We start from the raw sequence: 18,090 nt of genomic DNA on the forward strand, positions 1-18,090 counted from the left end.
GCAACCCGCTTCCGGCGGGTTTGTTTCCTTCCTTGCCATTTAATGCGTTTGACGCATATAAAAAACCCCTCTAAGGTTAGTTTACCGATACTCTCCTTTACGAGGTGCACTGATGAACTCACGACAACGCCGGGCCCTACGCTATCGCGAGGCCTGCAAAAAACTGGATCGCCTGCTCACTCAAGCCCTGACCGGCAGCAACCGCCGTATTGATAAAGCCCTGACGCTGCCGCCAGGGGTGAAAGAGTGACGGCTACCCTATTTCTGTGGTCGCAGCACGGCAAACATCAGCGCCACATTGCCCTTCGCCCGAAAGACGGCGGCGGCAAAAATCAGGTTAACCATCACCGACGCCCAGCTGGCATGGGCGTAAGCATCAAAGAAATAGCGGAAAGGAATCGAGGCATAGGCCAGCACAATCATATAGGCCAGCCACGATGCCCACCATTGGTGGTGGGCGCCAGGTTTGCGGAACATCATTAACCGCAGCGCGATTGCGGTAGCCGTGATGACATTGGTGAGTACCAGAGGATCATTTGTTACCATGGAAACCTCCTTTAAGGCGTGCCAGCCAGGTGACCGGATCATGCTCACTGAATAAGGTTAAGGTTTTGATTGCCACGGCGGAAAGTAATATGGCTCCCAGCCCATCCAGCGGACGGTCGGTATAGCCCGATAACTGTTCCAGCTTGGCACCTGCCAGCCCTGAGCCAAACACCCCCACAATCCACGAGACAAGGAAATAGGCTGCACGCACAATCAGTCTGAGATCGACGGCGCTGGCAACATAATAAACAGCCCCCGCAAAGGCACCGAATAACACCCCATAATTGATGCCGGCCATCGGACCGGACAACAATGAACCTGCTGAAGATGCCGCGCCTGCGCTAACGGCGAGTAAGTTCCCGACCATAATGCCCCCTTTTGCTACAGCGTCTTCTCAAGGATTTGAGCAATAAAAAACCCCGGCCGGGGCCAGGGTTCGACGAATTCGTCAGTTCGCGCTGTTGCTGCTGATAGTAATACCTTAGATCGCTTAATGCGTACGCGTGAGCACTTTAATTCATTATTTTTTGGCGCTGATTATGCCGTTGTTTTCCCTGAACTCCGGCGAATTCACCGCGCGCGATGCGACAACTTCAAGGCTATGAACTAGCCTTTAACAGCCCGACCTGCCAAAGCTAATGTTATTCCCAATCAATCAGTTAATTGCGTGAGGAGTGAAATAATGTCATCAGGTAACTATCTAAAACTCAAAGATGGGACAAGCCTTTACTATAAAGACTGGGGCAAAGGCCAGCCGATAGTGTTCAGCCACGGCTGGCCTTTGTCCGGGGATGCGTTTGAAGATCAGATGTTTTTCCTTGCCTCGCACGGTTATCGGGTGATCGCCCATGACCGTCGGGGACACGGCCGCTCTTCCCAACCCTGGGACGGCAACAATATGGACCAATACGCTGACGATTTGGCTGAACTGACCGCCGCGCTGGATTTACAGGATGCGGTGCATATCGGCCATTCTACCGGCGGCGGCGAAGTGGCGCGCTATATTGGCCGTCACGGCATCTCACGCGTGGCAAAAGCGGCACTGATTGGTGCGGTGCCGCCGATTATGGTTAAGACCGATTTTAACCCGGACGGTTTACCCAAAACGGTATTTGACGGGATCCGCGAGGGCTTGCTGAAGGATCGATCCTCACTGTTTAAGGACTTCCCCACCGCCTTTTATGGTTTTAACCGCGACTCTGCGCAGTCCTCACAGGGTTTGCGCGACAGCTTCTGGCTGCAGGGAATGCAGGGATCGCTTAAATCGTTATATGACTGTGTGGCGGCCTTCTCCGAAACGGACCAACGTGAAGACCTGAAGAAGATGACCATCCCAACGCTGGTGCTATACGGCGACGACGATCAGATTGTGCCGCCGAAGTCGTCCAGTGAAGCGGCGATTAAGCTTTTGCCAAACCCAACGGTGAAAGTCTATCCGGGTGCGCCGCACGGATTGTGCAGTACCCATAAAGATCAGGTGAATGAGGATTTGCTCAACTTTATTAAAAGCTGATCGCGCCTGCGGGGCGGGATGCCCCATTTTTGCCGTGCAGATCGCGGCGATAGACTTCACCCCCTGCCTTCTGCTAGTTTTTAAACCATGCACCCTGATTCCTTTACCACCCCGATGATGATTATTACACCCGTAATTCCGGTGGGATAACGTTCGTCTTTCAGTCGACACCCGCCAGATAAGGCGGGCGCCTTGTCTGGTTACATACAGCGAGGTTAAAAATGTCTACCGGTTCCCTTCCAAACGCTTCCTCCCCCACCCTGCATTTGCTGTGTGGGAAAATGGCTTCCGGCAAATCGACCCTGGCCCATCAACTGGCTGAGGCGCCCGCGACGCTACTCATTTCTGAAGATCGCTGGCTGGCGGCGTTGTACCGCGATGAAATGAACAGCGTGGCCGATTATGTTCGCTGTTCGGCGAAGCTGCGTACCGCAATGACACCCCATCTGATCGCGCTGCTGGAATCGGGCCTTTCCGTGGTGCTGGATTTCCCGGCCAACACGCTGTCGCTACGCAAATGGATGCGGGAGATCGCCGAATCAGCCTCTGCACTATCGCAACTGCATTACCTTGACGTCGCTGACAGCCGCTGTAAGGCCCGCCTGCAGGCCAGAAACGCCGGCGGAAACCATGACTTTGCCGCAACCGACGCGCAGTTCGAGCTGATTAGCCGCTACTTTGAAGCGCCGCTGGCTGATGAAGGGTTTAGGGTGATAGTGCATTCGTTTGATGATGCTTAGTGACAATTAGTAGACAACCGAAACCCGGGGCGGGTATTAAAATGCACACCCTACACTCAAAGGATTGAACCGCACCATAAAGTGTGTGCGATGTGTACACCAGCAAACGAAATGGAGGTCGTTTGAAAAGTTGCGAACTGATCAGGCTTTTAGAGAAAAATGGCTGGATTCTTTCCAGAGTCAAAGGCAGCCGCCACACGTTCAAGCACCCTGATTCGTGTGCCATCGTAACGCTGCCCCATCCCAGCAAAGATATTAAAACCGGTACGCTGCGGCAAATACTGAAAAAAGCAGGGCTTACCTGATAAGGATAGCGCCCCACTTGGGTGCACCTTTTAGACAAATTAACTGATATGTATATTAAATTGGGGGCACCTATGCATTACCCAGCTTTCATCGAAGTAGATAAAGACGGCTCAGCCAGTGGTTGGTTCCCAGATGTTGACGGCTGCATTTTCGCTGGCGACACAATCGAAGATGCAATTGCCGATGCCAGAAGCGCAATTGATGCCCATTTCGAGGCGCTGGCTGAAAATGGGGCAGAACTTCCTGCTCCTCACCCGATGCTGGAACATGTCGCCGCTAATGCGAACGAATACGTCGGCGGCCAGTGGGTATTGGTCGACATCAACATGGATAAATTTGACGGCAAAGCCGAAAGAATAAACATTACATTGCCGCATCGGTTATTACACCAGATTGATATTGCAGTAAAAAGTCGTCCAGACTACGGCAGCCGCAGCGCATTTATTGCAGCGGCGACACGCAAAGAACTGCGTCGTGCCGGTTAGGTTGCCTCTCGGCTGAACTTTCTGTGGCGATGTCGACAAAGCGCGTGGCATCGTCCAGTAACAGTGCTTCAGTACCGACTGAATCAATAGCGGTGTTTACCCAGGCAATTGATATACGACAGTGGCGTTGAGCGACAACGACGTTTGCCAGCAATAACATTACGCTGAAATTGATCGATAACGGCTTTAGCATCAGCTAAAAGGGCATGAATTGCATACGATGTTGAGAGCGGATTTTGACGAATTTTCGCAGAAGATTTTTGCAGAGGTTTTGCAGAACAAAGCCATTGAGCAATTTTAGAGAGCGGGAGCATGATGCTCCCGCCAGCAAACACACTTACATGTGTTTGATCATTGCGTCACCAAACTCAGAAGATTTCAGCAGTTTAGCGCCATCCATCAGACGCTCAAAGTCATAGGTCACGGTTTTGGCAGCGATTGCGCCTTCCATGCCTTTAACAATCAGGTCTGCGGCTTCGAACCATTCCATATGACGCAGCATCATTTCTGCGGACAGGATCACTGAACCTGGGTTCACTTTATCCTGACCAGCGTACTTAGGTGCTGTGCCGTGGGTCGCTTCGAACAGTGCACACTCGTCACCGATGTTTGCACCAGGCGCAATACCGATACCGCCAACCTGCGCCGCCAGGGCGTCGGAGATGTAGTCACCGTTCAGGTTCATACAGGCAATAACGTCATATTCAGCCGGACGCAGCAGGATCTGCTGCAGGAACGCATCGGCGATCACGTCTTTTACCACGATCTCTTTGCCGGTGTTCGGGTTCTTGATCTTCATCCACGGGCCGCCGTCGATCAGCTCACCGCCGAACTCTTCCTTCACCAGCTGATAGCCCCAATCCTTGAAGGCACCTTCGGTGAACTTCATGATGTTGCCTTTGTGAACCAGCGTCAGCGAGTCACGATCGTTGGTGATGGCGTACTCGATGGCAGCGCGAACAAGGCGTTTGGTGCCTTCTTCTGAACACGGCTTAACGCCGATACCGCACTGCTCTGGGAAGCGAATTTTCTTCACGCCCATTTCATCACGCAGGAACTTGATCACTTTATCCGCTTCTGCAGAACCGGCTTTCCACTCGATACCCGCATAGATATCTTCAGAGTTCTCACGGAAGATGACCATGTCGGTCTCTTCTGGACGCTTAACCGGGCTTGGTGTGCCGGTGTAATAACGCACCGGACGCAGGCAGATGTAGAGATCAAGCTGCTGGCGCAGAGCCACGTTCAGGGAACGAATACCGCCGCCGACTGGGGTGGTCAGTGGGCCTTTGATCGCCACGCGGTACTCTTTAATCAGGTCCAGCGTCTCTTCTGGCAACCAAACGTCCGGGCCGTAGAGCTCTACCGATTTTTCACCGGTGTAAATTTCCATCCAGGAAATTTTACGCTCACCGTTATAAGCTTTCTGCACAGCGGCATCGACAACTTTGATCATCACTGGAGAAACGTCCACACCGATACCGTCACCTTCAATGAAAGGGATGATAGGGTTGTTAGGTACGTTCAGTTTTCCATTCGCCAGGGTGATTTTCTGACCTTCCGCCGGAACAACTACTTTGCTTTCCATTAACCTCTCCTTCGAGCGCTTTTTTTGTTAATGATTTGTAAGATGCGCGTCAATACTACTTGAATATTCACGTCGCGCCAATCATCTCCGGATTGCGGTATAATGCGCTCATGGTTTTAAAGTGCAAAGCATATGCGAAAATCTTCCGTTAAGAATCACCGCGTTAAACGATTCAGCCCGTCCTCTAGCGCCCGTCAGGTCGATAAAGGTCCACGCCGTGTCATTATTTTTAACAAACCTTTTGATGTGCTGCCCCAGTTCAGCGATGAAGCGGGACGAAGTACGTTGAAGGATTTCATCCCGGTGGCCGGTGTTTACGCCGCAGGACGCCTGGACCGTGACAGCGAAGGGCTGATGGTGCTGACCAACGACGGCGCGCTGCAGGCCACGCTGACTCAGCCCGGAAAACGCACCGGAAAAATTTACTATGTCCAGGTGGAAGGCATCCCCGATATCAGCCATATTCAGGCGCTGCGGGATGGCATTAATCTGAAAGATGGCCCGACCCTGCCCGCCGGCGCAGAGTTAGTGGCCGAACCGGAGTGGTTATGGCCGCGTAATCCACCGATCCGTGAGCGAAAAGCCATTCCCACCAGCTGGTTAAAGATCACTTTATACGAGGGGCGTAATCGCCAGGTCAGAAGGATGACCGCGCAGATTGGCTTCCCTACCCTGCGCTTGATTCGTTTTGCGATGGGCACGCAGATGCTGCAGGATTTACCGCCGGGCGAATGGCGAGACGTCACCGCCGAATTTCCTCTTTGAGCCACTTAAGCCATTACCCGCAAGGAGTCAGCCATGTTCAAACCCCACGTCACCGTGGCCACCGTTGTACAAGCCGAAGGGCAATTTTTAGTGGTGGAAGAGATGGTAAGAGGACGCGCGACCTGGAATCAGCCTGCCGGTCATCTGGAAGCTAACGAAACCCTGCTGCAGGCCGCGGTGCGCGAGCTGTATGAAGAGACGGGGTTGGAAGGCGTTCCGCAGGCGTTTTTGCGCCTGCATCAATGGATCGCGCCGGATAATACGCCGTTTTTACGCTTTCTGTTCGCGCTGGATTTACCGAACGTGCTGCCGACGTACCCGCAGGATCGCGATATCGATCGCTGCTGGTGGCTACCGCCGGACGAGATCCTCAACGCGAAAAAGCTCCGTTCTCCGCTGGTTGCGGAAAGTATCCGCATTTATCAGCAGGGGCCGCGCTATCCACTGGAGGTGCTGAGCGCGTTTCAGTGGCCATTTAGCGAGGATGCGCCCGCGGCAGACGCGTGGTAGAATATGCCGCAATTTTACAGGGCAGCCTTTAACTGCCACTAAAGTCGGGTATTTCTCATGTCTCTAAGCCAGAAAAAAGTGATCGTCGGTATGTCCGGCGGTGTTGACTCCTCGGTTTCCGCCTGGTTACTGCAACAGCAGGGCTATCAGGTTGAAGGCCTGTTTATGAAAAACTGGGAAGAGGACGACGGTGAGGAATACTGTACCGCCGCGGAAGATTTGGCCGATGCGCAGGCGGTCTGCGACAAATTAGGTATCTACCTGCATACGGTAAACTTTGCTGCCGAATACTGGGATAACGTTTTTGAGCACTTCCTGGAAGAGTACAAAGCCGGACGCACGCCTAACCCGGATATTCTTTGCAACAAAGAGATCAAATTCAAAGCCTTCCTCGAGTTTGCCGCCGAAGATTTGGGCGCCGACTTTATCGCGACCGGTCACTATGTTCGTCGCCAGGATGTCGATGGCAAAAGCCGCCTGCTGCGCGGCCTGGACGATAATAAAGACCAGAGCTACTTCCTCTATACCCTTGGCCACGAGCAGATCGCACAAAGCCTGTTCCCGGTTGGCGAACTGGCAAAACCGGAAGTGCGTCGCATTGCCGAAGAACTTGAGCTGATTACCGCTAAGAAGAAAGATTCGACCGGCATCTGCTTTATTGGCGAGCGCAAATTCCGTGACTTCCTGGGCCGTTACTTACCGGCTCAGCCAGGTCCGATTTTAAATGCCGAAGGAGAAGTGGTCGGCGAACACCAGGGCCTGATGTACCATACGTTGGGTCAGCGTAAAGGTTTGGGTATTGGCGGCACCAAAGCCGGCAGCGAAGAACCCTGGTACGTGGTCGATAAAGATGTCGCCAATAACATCCTGGTGGTGGCACAGGGCCATGAGCATCCGCGCCTGATGTCTGTTGGCCTGGTGGCACAACAGCTGCACTGGGTGGACCGCGAAATCCTCACGGCGCCGCTGCGTTGCACGGTCAAAACCCGTTACCGCCAGGCCGATATTCCTTGCACCGTGACGCCATTAGGCGAAGATCGGATTGAAGTCCGCTTCGACGAGCCGGTTGCCGCTGTCACACCGGGCCAGTCTGCGGTGTTTTACCTTGATGAAATCTGCCTGGGCGGTGGGATTATCGAAGCACGCATGCCGCTGCTTTAAGCCCACGCTGCCCCTGAGAATGATAACAGCATACTGGCGTAACCCCTGAATAAGGGGATTTACAGGAGTTACCGTGGCGAAGAATTATTACGATATTACGCTGGCCCTCGCGGGCATCTGCCAGTCTGCTCATCTGGTCCAGCAACTGGCGCATCAGGGCCATTGTCCGGCAGAGCCGCTGAAAACCTCGCTGCAAAGCGTGGTCGATCTTAACCCGGCCTCCACGCTGGCGATTTATGGTAATGAAGAAGCCAATCTGCGCTTCGGTCTTGAGTCGCTGCTGGCAGTGTTAAACAGCAGCAGCCGCCACGGTGCCGGTGCCGAACTGACCCGCTATACGCTGAGTATGATGGTGCTGGAGCGTAAGCTCAGCGCCAATAAGACCGCGCTGAACGACCTTTCTCAGCGCGTCAGCCAGTTAGATCGCCAGCTGGCGCACTATGATTTAGATTCCGACACGCTGCTGAGCGCCATGGCGGCCATTTATGTCGATGTGATTAGCCCGCTCGGTCCACGCATTCAGGTTACCGGCTCGCCCGCCGTGTTGCAGAATGCGCAGATCCAGAGCAAAGTCCGCGCCACCCTGCTTGCCGGCATCCGTTCTGCGGTACTCTGGCACCAGGTCGGCGGCGGTCGCCTGCAGTTAATGTTTTCACGCAATCGCCTCGCCGCCGAGGCGAAGCAGATGCTGTCCCGTATGCCCGAGTCTTCACTCTAATTTGTTAACCGATCCAGGAGTTGCACCGATGGAATTATCCTCTCTGACTGCCGTCTCACCCGTTGATGGCCGTTATGGCGACAAAATCACCCCGTTACGTGGCATTTTCAGCGAATTTGGCCTGCTGAAATTCCGCGTGGAAGTGGAAGTTCGCTGGTTACAGAAACTGGCCGCCTGCGCAGAGATCAAGGAAGTTCCTGCATTTGATGCCGACGCAAACGCTTTCCTCGATGCGATTGTCAGCAACTTTAGCGTGGAAGATGCAGCGCGCATCAAAACCATCGAACGCACCACCAACCATGATGTGAAAGCGGTTGAGTACTTCCTGAAAGAGAAGGTGGAGCCAAACGCCGCGCTGCATGCGGTTTCTGAGTTCATCCACTTCGCCTGTACCTCTGAAGACATCAACAACCTGTCTCACGCACTGATGCTGGAAACCGCACGCCGTGAAGTGATCGTGCCTTACTGGACCCAGATCATTACCGCCGTGAAAGACCTGGCCGTGCAATACCGCGATATTCCTCTGCTTTCCCGTACCCACGGTCAGCCGGCCACGCCGTCTACGCTGGGTAAAGAGATGGCGAACGTGGCATACCGTTTCGAGCGTCAGCTTCGTCAGCTGGAACGCATTGAAATGCTGGGTAAAATCAACGGCGCTGTCGGTAACTACAATGCACACATCGCTGCTTACCCGGAAGTGGACTGGCATGAACTAAGTGAAAGCTTTGTCACCGGTCTGGGCATCACCTGGAACCCGTACACCACGCAAATCGAGCCGCACGACTACATTGCCGAGCTGTTTGACTGCATGGCGCGCTTCAACACCATCCTGATCGACTTCGATCGTGATGTCTGGGGTTATATCGCTCTGAACCATTTCAAGCAGAAAACCATCGCTGGCGAAATCGGTTCTTCCACCATGCCGCATAAAGTTAACCCGATTGACTTCGAAAACTCAGAAGGTAACCTGGGCCTGGCCAATGCCATGATGCAACACCTGGCAAGCAAACTGCCAGTTTCACGCTGGCAGCGCGACCTGACTGACTCCACCGTGCTGCGTAACCTTGGCGTGGGTGTCGGCTATGCGGTGATCGCTTATCAGTCAACGCTGAAAGGCATCTCTAAGCTGGAAGTGAACCGTGACCGTCTGCTGGACGAGCTGGATCACAACTGGGAAGTGCTGGCTGAGCCAATTCAGACGGTGATGCGCCGTTACGGCATTGAAAAGCCATATGAGAAGCTGAAAGAGCTGACCCGTGGCAAGCGTGTGGATGCTGCAGGCATGAAGGACTTTATCGACAGCCTGGCGCTGCCGGAAGAAGAGAAAACCCGCCTGAAACTGATGACCCCGGCTAACTATATCGGCCGTGCAATTCAGATGGTCGACGACCTGAAGTAATACTGCCTTTCGGGCCGGCGCTAGTCGGCCCGCGTTAACCTGCTGTTTATCTGCTTTCACCTATACTCTGCAAAGACTTATAACAAGGCTCTGGGGCCGTAACACTGTCATAAAGAAAGGATAAATTATGCGCGTACTGGTTGTGGAAGATAATCAACTGCTTCGTCACCATCTCGCCGTACAGTTGCGGGAGATGGGCCATCAGGTTGATGCCGCTGAAGATGCGAAAGAAGCCGACTATTTCCTCAACGAACACACGCCTGATATCACTCTGGTTGACTTAGGCCTGCCCGATGAAGATGGCATGGCGCTGATCCGCCGCTGGCGTAGCGAAGATGTTAAGCAACCAATTCTGGTGCTGACCGCGCGTGAAGGCTGGCAGGCAAAGGTCGAAGCGCTGGAAGCCGGTGCCGATGATTACGTCACCAAACCGTTCCATATTGAAGAAGTGGTTGCCCGCATGCAGGCGCTGATGCGCCGTAACAGCGGTCTGGCCTCACAAATTATTTCGTTAGCGCCTTTCCAGGTCGACCTCTCACGCCGTGAGCTGACCATTAACGACACTCAAATTAAGCTGACCGCGTTTGAATACACCATCATTGAAACGCTGATCCGCAATGCAGGCAAAGTGGTCAGCAAAGATTCGCTGATGCTGCAGCTCTATCCGGATGCTGAACTGCGTGAAAGCCATACCATCGATGTCCTGATGGGCCGTCTGCGCAAGAAAATGCAGGCTGAACATCCGCTGGATGTGATCACCACCGTGCGCGGTCAGGGCTACAGGTTCGATTTGTAAACAGATGCCAGACTTCCGCCCGAAAACGCCCTTCTCGCTCCGCGCCCGCTTCCTTGTGGCTACTGCTGCCGTGGTACTGATCCTGTCACTTTCCTACGGGATGGTGGCGGTGGTCGGCTATGTAATGAGCTTCGATAAAAACACCTACCGGGTGATGCGCGGTGAAAGTAACCTGTTCTTCACCCTTGCGCAGTGGCAGGACGGTAAATTAACCATCGCCCAGCCAGAGCGGGTTTCGCTAAACTTCCCGACGCTGGTGTATATCTATAACGAGAAAGGCAAGCTGCTGTGGCAACTGCGCGACGTGCCGGAAATCCGCAATAAGATTAAGCGCGAATGGCTGAAAAGTTCGGATTTCTACGAGATCGATACCGACAACAGCACCAGTCGGGAAGCGTTGGGAAATAATACCGAAGCGCAGAACAAACTGACCGCGTACGACGATGATAATAACGACACCTTCACCCATTCGGTGGCGGTTAACCGTTATGATGCCACGCCGAACCTGCCTGCGCTGACCATCGTCGTGGTCGATACCATTCCGCAGGAATTGCAGCATTCAGACGTGGTCTGGTCATGGTTCAGTTATGTGCTGTTGGTGAACCTGCTGCTGGTGATCCCCCTGTTATGGCTGGCCGCGCACTGGAGTCTGCGCCCGATTGGCACGCTGGCGGCGCAGGTTCGCGAGCTGGAAGGTGGCACGCGCGACACGCTGGATCCCCGGCCGCCGCAGGAATTAAAAAGCCTGGTGCGCAACCTCAACCTGCTGTTGGATAACGAGCGTCAGCGATATACCCGCTATCGCACCACGCTCAGTGATTTAACCCACAGTCTGAAAACCCCGTTAGCGGTGCTGCAAACCACCCTGCGCTCGCTGCGCGGCGGTCAGAATCTGTCGATTGAGCAGGCCGAGCCAATCATGCTTGAGCAGATCAGTCGTATTTCGCAGCAGATTGGCTACTATCTTCACCGCGCCAGCATGCAGGCCGACCACAACGTGCTGAAGCGCGAACTGCATTCGGTTCCGGCGCTGCTGGACAGCCTGTGCTCAGCGCTGAATAAGGTTTATCAGCGCAAAGGCGTGGTGCTTACCTTGGATATCTCCCCTGAACTGACCTTTGTTGGCGAACATAACGATCTGATGGAAGTGATGGGCAACGTGCTGGATAACGCCTGCAAATATTGCCTGGAATTTGTCGAAATCAGCGTGCGTCAGACCGACGAAGAGCTGCATCTTATTGTTGAGGATGACGGTCCGGGCATTCCTGAAAGTAAACGGGACATGATCTTTATCCGCGGACAGCGAGCCGACACCCTGCGTCCAGGCCAGGGGTTGGGTTTAGCGGTAGCGAGAGATATTCTTGAGCAGTATGCCGGTGACATCGTCGCCTCCACCAGCGAGCTGGGTGGCGCGCGGATGGAAGTGATATTCCGGCGTCAGGAAGTCTTACACACCGACGAATAGTGACGACCGCCGCTTCCCTGAGCAGTGCCGGGAAAATGGGTACCCCGACCCCGCCCGGCACTGTTATAATCGATTAAATTCAGCGTTTCAGGAACTCCCTTCATGGATTATCAACTCGATCTCAACTGCGCAGATTTTATTCAGCGTTACTGGCAGAAACGTCCGGTAGTGCTTAAGCGTGGCTTTAAAAATTTCGTTGACCCAATCTCCCCGGACGAACTGGCCGGGCTGGCGATGGAAAACGAAGTCGACAGCCGTCTGGTCAGTCATCAGGACGGAAAATGGCAGGTCAGCCACGGCCCCTTTGAGAGTTTTGATCACCTTGGTGAGAACAACTGGTCGCTGCTGGTGCAGGCTGTCGATCACTGGCACGAGCCTTCTGCCGCGCTGATGCGCCCATTTAGTTTCCTGCCTGACTGGCGTACCGACGATCTGATGATCTCCTTCTCGGTCCCTGGCGGCGGCGTGGGTCCCCACTTCGATCAGTACGACGTGTTTATTATTCAGGGCACCGGCCGCCGTCGCTGGCGCGTGGGCGATAAGGTGCCGTTAAAGCAACATTGCCCGCACCCTGACCTGCTACAGGTTGAGCCGTTCGACGCGATCATTGATGAAGAAATGGAGCCAGGCGACATTCTGTATATTCCGCCGGGATTCCCGCATGAAGGCTACTCGCTGGAAAACGCCATCAACTACTCTGTTGGTTTCCGTGCACCGAGCGGCCGTGAACTGATCAGCGGCTTCGCTGATTATGCTATCGCCCGTGAATTAGGCAGCCACCGCTTCAGCGATCCGGATGTGCCGGCACGTGAACACAAAGCTGAAATCCTTCCCGAAGAACTGGAAGGCATCCGCGCGATGATGATCGACGTGATCAACCAGCCGGAACAATTCAACCAGTGGTTCGGCGAGTTTATTTCGCAATCGCGCCATGAGCTGGACGTGGCTCCGCCAGAACCGCCGTATCAGCCAGATGAGATTTACGATGCGCTGCAGCAGGGCGATAAGTTATCGCGCCTTGGCGGTCTCCGGGTGCTGACTATCGGCTCTGCGGTGTTTGTGAACGGCGAGCAGATGGAATCTCCACATCATGCAGCCCTGACCGCCATTGCTAACCTGCATCAGCTTGGCGCAGAGGATCTGGCCGAGGCGCTGGACGATCCGTCTTTCCTGGCTCAGTTGGCGGCACTGGTGAACAGCGGTTACTGGTACTTCGGCGACGAAGACTAGTAGACAGCCCTGAATAGGATCTGCACCCCAAAAGTTGCATAGCTAACAGAGTAAGGTGCAGTTCATTAAACAGACGGAATTTTTTGGCGTTATAACTCCCGCGTAAGGCATCATTCCCTGATAAGGAGGGTACTTGTAGTTTGTTACCTGACGGTAGTTGTGTTATTCGACTTAGTTTTGTTTAATTCTAAAATGCATCTGTTTTTCCAATACGCTCCTGAAGGTAATTTATTAAGTGCTATATTGGCCTTCGATAAGTATTCCATCACTTCATCGCTGGAGGGTTCGATGAACGGCGCACCACATATAGCGCCTATATTTGATTCATCAAGGAACTTCAAAACCTCTAAAGGATTTTCAGGCAGTGCATACGCCATCGATATATTCAAACCCTCTTGCAAAGAGGTAATACCCAGAAATGGCGGTTTTGTCAGTGTTGGGTAGAGATCAACCCAGTATGCTTTACCCTCAGAGATGTAGTGAGTTAACTGATCATAATCAACGTCTGATAAACTTTGTATATCATCTTTTTTTGCGGCTAGTGTTATTTTATTAAACAAATTTTCTTCTTCATTTTTTACGCCAGAAGATGAGCAGGACAAAGAGAGTAATGTGAATATGAGTATAATTCGCAGTTTCATCGTACAATCAACTCCTTGTCGCCACTGTCTGCAATTTCCTTTCTGACAATGAAAGACGCGACTATGCATCCATTAGATGCTGTACCATGACCATTATCCCCATGTATAAGAAACCCGGCACGACCACACATATTATTGCCGGCATAAGGAGTTAAACGCAGAACAAACCGACCCGCTGTGGAGTGCTTTGCCACAGGGTTACCAATCTTGTATTTCCCTCTTGGCAGCGGACCTTTGTTTACCTCACACCCTAAACCGGGGTCGTCTTTATATCCTTCAGCGCCAGCATAAAGAGCATCGAACTTATAGTCTCCATTGAGTGTGAAATATTTTTTCCTGACATCATAAATCCATGTCATGTAACCTCCTATTGATGGCGCAAGGAGAGATTGCGCCATGACATTATAAATTATGCGCGTTCCTTCCAGGAATCTGAATGCTGAATATTTCCATCACAATATTTCCAGGTTATTTTTTCATATCGTAACGTGACTGATTCAAGATGATTCATATTTTCAATCGATTTAATATTATGCATAAGCGGATTCACGGACACCACCTTTACCTTTTCAAGGAACATGTTGAATTATTCTTCCTCCTGACCTGCATAGTTAATTCGATACCATTTTATTTCTGCTGACTTCAGTGTCTGACCGGATGAGACTGCTTTATATAGGTAGGGACTGGATGAATCGAATTCTTTTTCGAATTCTAATGCGCTATGAATGCGCGTCCCGGTGAGTTTCCCAGTATGGGAGTCAGTAGGGATACTTAAGCCATGCATGAAACTAAGAACTTCGATACTTCCTTCCCTATCCCGAACATCAACCGAACCTTTTATATCCGCACCACCGTCGTCCTTCAACCATAGATAAGCGGGGATTGCCATAAGCGTAAACCTCCATGTTGAGTAAAAATCTGAATTTACTGTAATTAATCCGAGAGGGCTTGACTAAAGTCAAACTGGAGGCCATTAGCGATATTATTGCGGGTAAAAAAACAAAAAGGCCGATATCGCATCGGCCTTTATTTTGTGCACTTATTTCGCTTTTTCTGCCGTTAGCGCAGCGATGCGCATAATCACCGTCACCGCTTTTTCCATATTATCCAGCGAGGCAAACTCGTGCTTACCGTGGTAGTTATAGCCGCCGGTAAACAGATTCGGGCAAGGTAACCCCATAAAGGATAATGCCGCGCCATCGGTGCCGCCGCGAATAGGCTTCACCTCCGGTTCAATATCGCACTCACGCATCGCCTGCAGCGCCAGCTCGACAATATGGGGATGGGCCTCCACCTTCTCGCGCATATTGAAGTAGCTGTCATCAATTTGAACGTCGATACGGCAACCCGCCTGCAGATTTTTGCTTTGCGTGGCCGCAAGATCCCTTATCAACTGCTTACGGGCGGTGAAGCTGTCAAAATCAAAATCTCGGATGATGTAGTGCAGCTCGGCTTTATCCACGCTGCCCTTGATGTTGTGCAGATGGTAAAAACCTTCATAGCCCGACGTGTGTTCCGGCACTTCTTTTTCCGGCATCGCCGCATGGAAACGCATCGCCAAATCCAGCGCATTCACCATCACGTTTTTAGCGGTGCCGGGATGAACGTTATTGCCGGTGATTTTGACCGTCGCAGAAGCCGCGTTAAAGTTTTCAAACTCGAACTCACCCATACCGCCGCCATCCACGGTGTAACCCCATTCGGCGCCAAAAGCCGCCACATCAAAACAGCTGGTGCCTTTACCGATCTCTTCGTCTGGCGTAAAGGCCACGCGGATTCTACCGTGCGGAATATTCTCTGTTTTCAGCCGCGCCAGCGCGGTCATAATTTCGGCAACGCCGGCTTTGTCATCAGCGCCCAACAGGGTTTTACCGTCGGTGGTGATAAGCGTATGGCCAATCAGGCTGTGCAATACCGGGAACATCACTGGCGACAGAATTTCATCACCAATGCCGAGGGCAATATCGCCGCCGCGATAATTTTCGACGATTTGCGGATTAACGTGTTTCGCGGTGAAGTCCGGCGAGGTGTCCATATGCGAAATAAAGCCAATCGTCGGCACGTCCCAGTCGACATTCGCGGGGAGCGTCGCCATCACAATGCCGCGATCGCTGAGCGTAATGTCGCTGAGGCCCAGGCTTGTCAGCTCCGCCTGCAGCACGCGCGCCAGCTGCCACTGTCCTTCAGTGCTCGGCACCTGACGTGCGGCGCCTTTCGACTGCGTGTCATAAGAAACATAGTTTAAGAAGCGATCGAGTAAGTTATTCATCTGCCGTCCCTCTGAATGCGAATGCGTAGTATGTGAAACCTCACCCATCAGAATATTGCTCCAGGTCACTACTGCGGCAAGTTACCCGGCTGTTGTTGCCTTCTGACGGTATTTAGTGGGTTTTGGGATAGTGGATCAGGCTTTGGAAGTGAACCACCCGATCGGTTTCATTACGATAGCTGTGCGGACAGTCGGCCTGAAAACGTAATCCTTCCCCGGTCTGCAAACTGTGCCAGCGTCCGTTAACCTCTAGCGACAATTTGCCGCTGAGCACGATCACATGTTCGATTACCCCGTGGTCGTGTGCCGAAGAGTCACTGGATGCGCCCGCCGCCAGCTCGACGGCCAACATATCAAATCCCAACTGGGGATCGAAAGGAAACACCGGCGTGACCTGCATATTGCCGCTGTGTTGCTGCCAGCTGGCAATGGAACCACTGCGTTGCACCTCTGTTGAAGATGGCGGTGTGGTCGCGGTGATAAACAGTGAAAACGGGACGTTAAAGCCGGTGGCGATTTTCCACAGCGTGGCCACCGTCGGGCTGGATTCGCCGCGCTCTATCTGCCCGAGCATGGCTTTACTGACGCCAGTCTGCTCCGCCGCCACCGTCAGGCTCCATTCGCGCGACGTTCGCAGTGATTTCAACGTGTGTCCAAGGTCGGGTTCCATCAATCCTCCAGTCATTCCGGGGCTCAGTATAGCGCTTGTACGTTATAACGCACAGTGGTAGCGTGTGCGTTATAACGTACAAACAGGAACTTGCCATGCGCCCGCCGTTTTCCTTTAAGCATCTGACCTTCCCGGCCGTCGCGGCCGGTTTTGTTGCCGTGTTGGTGGGTTATACCAGTTCAGCGGCGATCATTTTTCAGGCTGCGGGTGCCGCCGGTGCCTCTGAGCTGCAAATCGGAGGCTGGCTAAGTATGCTCGGCCTGGCGATGGGCATGACATCGCTGGGACTGTCGCTTTACTACCGCGCGCCGATTCTGACCGCCTGGTCAACGCCCGGCGCGGCCCTGCTGGTGACCAGTCTGCCAGGCACGCCGATTGCACAAGCGATTGGCATCTTCATTTTCGCTTCAGGGCTGATTTTCCTGTGCGGCGTGACGGGTCTGTTTGCGCGGCTGATGAACTATATCCCGCAGGCGATTTCTGCCGCGATGCTCGCCGGGATCCTGCTGCGGTTTGGTCTGGATGCCTTTGGCGCGCTGAAGCTTAACTTTCCGCTCACCGCCAGCATGTGTCTGGCTTACCTGCTGGCAAAGCGCTATCTGCCCCGCTATGCCATCGTGCTGACGCTGGTCGCCGGGCTGCTGATCGCAGGCTTCAGCGGTGAGATCCACTTCTCCCATCAGCCGTTGCGCTTTGCCCTGCCGCAATTTATTGCCCCTGAGTTTAGCCTCTCAACGCTGCTCGGCATTGGCATCCCGTTTTTTGTGGTGACCATGGCGTCACAGAATGCGCCGGGCATTGCTACCCTCAAAGCCGCCGGTTACCAGGTACCCATTTCCCCGTTGATGAGTTGGACCGGCCTGGCCTCGCTGCTTCTGGCACCTTTTGGCGGATTCTCGGTGTGTATTGCCGCGATTACCGCCGCGATTTGTATGGGGCCTGATGTGCATCCCGATCCCCAGCGGCGATACTGGGGTGCGGCCTGCGCCGGCTTTTTCTACCTGCTCGCAGGATTATTTGGCGCCGCGATTGGGCAGTTATTCAGCGCCCTGCCGCCAGCATTGATCCACACTATCGCCGGCCTTGCCCTGCTGGGGACCATCGCTGGCAGTCTGCAACGTGCTCTTGCCGACGAGAAACAGCGGGAAGCGGCGGTGATCGCTTTCCTGATCACCGCGTCCGGGCTGAGTTTGCTCGGTGTGGGTGCCGCGTTCTGGGGCCTGGTGGGCGGCGTGATCACCCATCTGATCCTTTCCCTGCCAAAGAAAAAGCCCGTTGAGGTATAGTC

The 18,090-nt window shown here is 53.4% G+C and carries 22 protein-coding genes and 1 pseudogene; 14 read left to right on the top strand and 9 right to left on the bottom strand.

The features are described from left to right. Positions 1-112: 112 nt before the first annotated feature. Complete coding sequence (locus AC1UKS_RS13190) at positions 113-250, top strand: hypothetical protein (RefSeq protein WP_482433972.1); 138 nt, start codon at positions 113-115, stop codon at positions 248-250. 8 nt (positions 251-258) lie between these two features. Here the strand turns inward: AC1UKS_RS13190 and AC1UKS_RS13195 are convergent, their stop codons facing one another. Continuing rightward, complete coding sequence (locus AC1UKS_RS13195; protein WP_482433973.1) at positions 259-546, bottom strand: phage holin family protein; 288 nt, start codon at positions 544-546, stop codon at positions 259-261. Further along, complete coding sequence (locus AC1UKS_RS13200; protein WP_482436979.1) at positions 533-844, bottom strand: putative holin; 312 nt, start codon at positions 842-844, stop codon at positions 533-535. The genes AC1UKS_RS13195 and AC1UKS_RS13200 overlap by 14 nt, the downstream gene beginning before the upstream one ends. A 384-nt stretch (positions 845-1,228) precedes the next feature. Between AC1UKS_RS13200 and AC1UKS_RS13205 the strand changes: the two genes are divergently transcribed. From AC1UKS_RS13205 to AC1UKS_RS13220, 4 genes are all read left to right on the top strand, one after another. Further along, positions 1,229-2,059, top strand: coding sequence for an alpha/beta fold hydrolase (locus AC1UKS_RS13205; protein WP_482433974.1), 831 nt, complete (start codon positions 1,229-1,231; stop codon positions 2,057-2,059). A 221-nt stretch (positions 2,060-2,280) separates the two neighbouring features. After that, positions 2,281-2,799: a P-loop nucleotide/nucleoside kinase family protein gene (locus AC1UKS_RS13210; RefSeq protein WP_482433976.1), complete on the top strand. Its 519-nt coding sequence runs from the start codon at positions 2,281-2,283 to the stop codon at positions 2,797-2,799. Positions 2,800-2,921: 122 nt separating this feature from the next. Beyond that, a complete protein-coding gene (locus tag AC1UKS_RS13215; RefSeq protein ID WP_482436981.1) occupies positions 2,922-3,104 on the top strand; it encodes a type II toxin-antitoxin system HicA family toxin in 183 nt (60 codons plus the stop codon). A 72-nt stretch (positions 3,105-3,176) separates the two neighbouring features. Further along, positions 3,177-3,590, top strand: a complete 414-nt coding sequence (locus AC1UKS_RS13220) for a type II toxin-antitoxin system HicB family antitoxin (protein ID WP_482433977.1) — start codon at positions 3,177-3,179, stop codon at positions 3,588-3,590. 83 nt (positions 3,591-3,673) lie between these two features. Here the strand turns inward: AC1UKS_RS13220 and AC1UKS_RS13225 are convergent, their stop codons facing one another. Beyond that, entirely contained in the window at positions 3,674-3,904 is a 231-nt protein-coding gene (locus tag AC1UKS_RS13225; protein ID WP_482433978.1) for a hypothetical protein, read from the bottom strand. Positions 3,905-3,927: 23 nt separating this feature from the next. Beyond that, positions 3,928-5,178, bottom strand: coding sequence for an NADP-dependent isocitrate dehydrogenase (icd, locus tag AC1UKS_RS13230; RefSeq protein ID WP_013201718.1), 1,251 nt, complete (start codon positions 5,176-5,178; stop codon positions 3,928-3,930). A gap of 132 nt (positions 5,179-5,310) precedes the next feature. Here icd and rluE point away from each other — a divergent pair, with 132 nt between their 5' ends. From rluE to AC1UKS_RS13270, 8 genes are all read left to right on the top strand, one after another. Beyond that, positions 5,311-5,943, top strand: coding sequence for a 23S rRNA pseudouridine(2457) synthase RluE (gene rluE / locus AC1UKS_RS13235; protein WP_482433979.1), 633 nt, complete (start codon positions 5,311-5,313; stop codon positions 5,941-5,943). 33 nt (positions 5,944-5,976) lie between these two features. Then, positions 5,977-6,453: an NUDIX domain-containing protein gene (locus AC1UKS_RS13240; protein WP_013201716.1), complete on the top strand. Its 477-nt coding sequence runs from the start codon at positions 5,977-5,979 to the stop codon at positions 6,451-6,453. A 57-nt stretch (positions 6,454-6,510) separates the two neighbouring features. Next, complete coding sequence (gene mnmA / locus AC1UKS_RS13245; RefSeq protein ID WP_206403124.1) at positions 6,511-7,614, top strand: tRNA 2-thiouridine(34) synthase MnmA; 1,104 nt, start codon at positions 6,511-6,513, stop codon at positions 7,612-7,614. Between the two features lie 73 nt (positions 7,615-7,687). Next, positions 7,688-8,332 (top strand): high frequency lysogenization protein HflD, encoded by a 645-nt coding sequence (gene hflD, locus AC1UKS_RS13250; protein WP_265910167.1) that lies wholly within the window; start codon positions 7,688-7,690, stop codon positions 8,330-8,332. Positions 8,333-8,360: 28 nt separating this feature from the next. Further along, on the top strand, positions 8,361-9,731 hold the full coding sequence (gene purB, locus AC1UKS_RS13255; protein ID WP_265910166.1) for an adenylosuccinate lyase: 1,371 nt from the start codon (positions 8,361-8,363) through the stop codon (positions 9,729-9,731). 127 nt (positions 9,732-9,858) lie between these two features. Further along, entirely contained in the window at positions 9,859-10,527 is a 669-nt protein-coding gene (gene phoP, locus AC1UKS_RS13260; RefSeq protein WP_322874482.1) for a two-component system response regulator PhoP, read from the top strand. Positions 10,528-10,531: 4 nt separating this feature from the next. Continuing rightward, complete coding sequence (phoQ, locus tag AC1UKS_RS13265; RefSeq protein WP_013201711.1) at positions 10,532-11,992, top strand: two-component system sensor histidine kinase PhoQ; 1,461 nt, start codon at positions 10,532-10,534, stop codon at positions 11,990-11,992. A gap of 102 nt (positions 11,993-12,094) precedes the next feature. Further along, on the top strand, positions 12,095-13,222 hold the full coding sequence (locus tag AC1UKS_RS13270; RefSeq protein ID WP_482433981.1) for a ribosomal protein uL16 3-hydroxylase: 1,128 nt from the start codon (positions 12,095-12,097) through the stop codon (positions 13,220-13,222). Positions 13,223-13,365: 143 nt separating this feature from the next. Here AC1UKS_RS13270 and AC1UKS_RS13275 read toward each other — a convergent pair whose 3' ends face one another. From AC1UKS_RS13275 to AC1UKS_RS13295, 5 genes and pseudogenes are all read right to left on the bottom strand, one after another. Further along, entirely contained in the window at positions 13,366-13,863 is a 498-nt protein-coding gene (locus tag AC1UKS_RS13275) for a hypothetical protein (RefSeq protein ID WP_482433982.1), read from the bottom strand. After that, positions 13,860-14,222: a tlde1 domain-containing protein gene (locus AC1UKS_RS13280; protein WP_482433983.1), complete on the bottom strand. Its 363-nt coding sequence runs from the start codon at positions 14,220-14,222 to the stop codon at positions 13,860-13,862. Before AC1UKS_RS13280 ends, AC1UKS_RS13275 begins: the two co-directional genes overlap by 4 nt. A gap of 50 nt (positions 14,223-14,272) precedes the next feature. Then, positions 14,273-14,752: pseudogene (locus AC1UKS_RS13285) on the bottom strand (Hcp family type VI secretion system effector). A 150-nt stretch (positions 14,753-14,902) separates the two neighbouring features. After that, the gene (pepT, locus tag AC1UKS_RS13290; RefSeq protein ID WP_265910161.1) at positions 14,903-16,132 is read right to left on the bottom strand and encodes a peptidase T; all 1,230 of its coding nucleotides are present in this window, start codon (positions 16,130-16,132) and stop codon (positions 14,903-14,905) included. Between the two features lie 112 nt (positions 16,133-16,244). Beyond that, positions 16,245-16,802 (bottom strand): helix-turn-helix domain-containing protein, encoded by a 558-nt coding sequence (locus tag AC1UKS_RS13295; RefSeq protein WP_482433984.1) that lies wholly within the window; start codon positions 16,800-16,802, stop codon positions 16,245-16,247. Between the two features lie 95 nt (positions 16,803-16,897). Between AC1UKS_RS13295 and AC1UKS_RS13300 the strand changes: the two genes are divergently transcribed. Next, a complete protein-coding gene (locus tag AC1UKS_RS13300; RefSeq protein ID WP_482433985.1) occupies positions 16,898-18,088 on the top strand; it encodes a benzoate/H(+) symporter BenE family transporter in 1,191 nt (396 codons plus the stop codon). Positions 18,089-18,090: the final 2 nt, after the last annotated feature.

Source organism: Erwinia sp. AK-PDG3-5 (genome assembly GCF_056821705.1).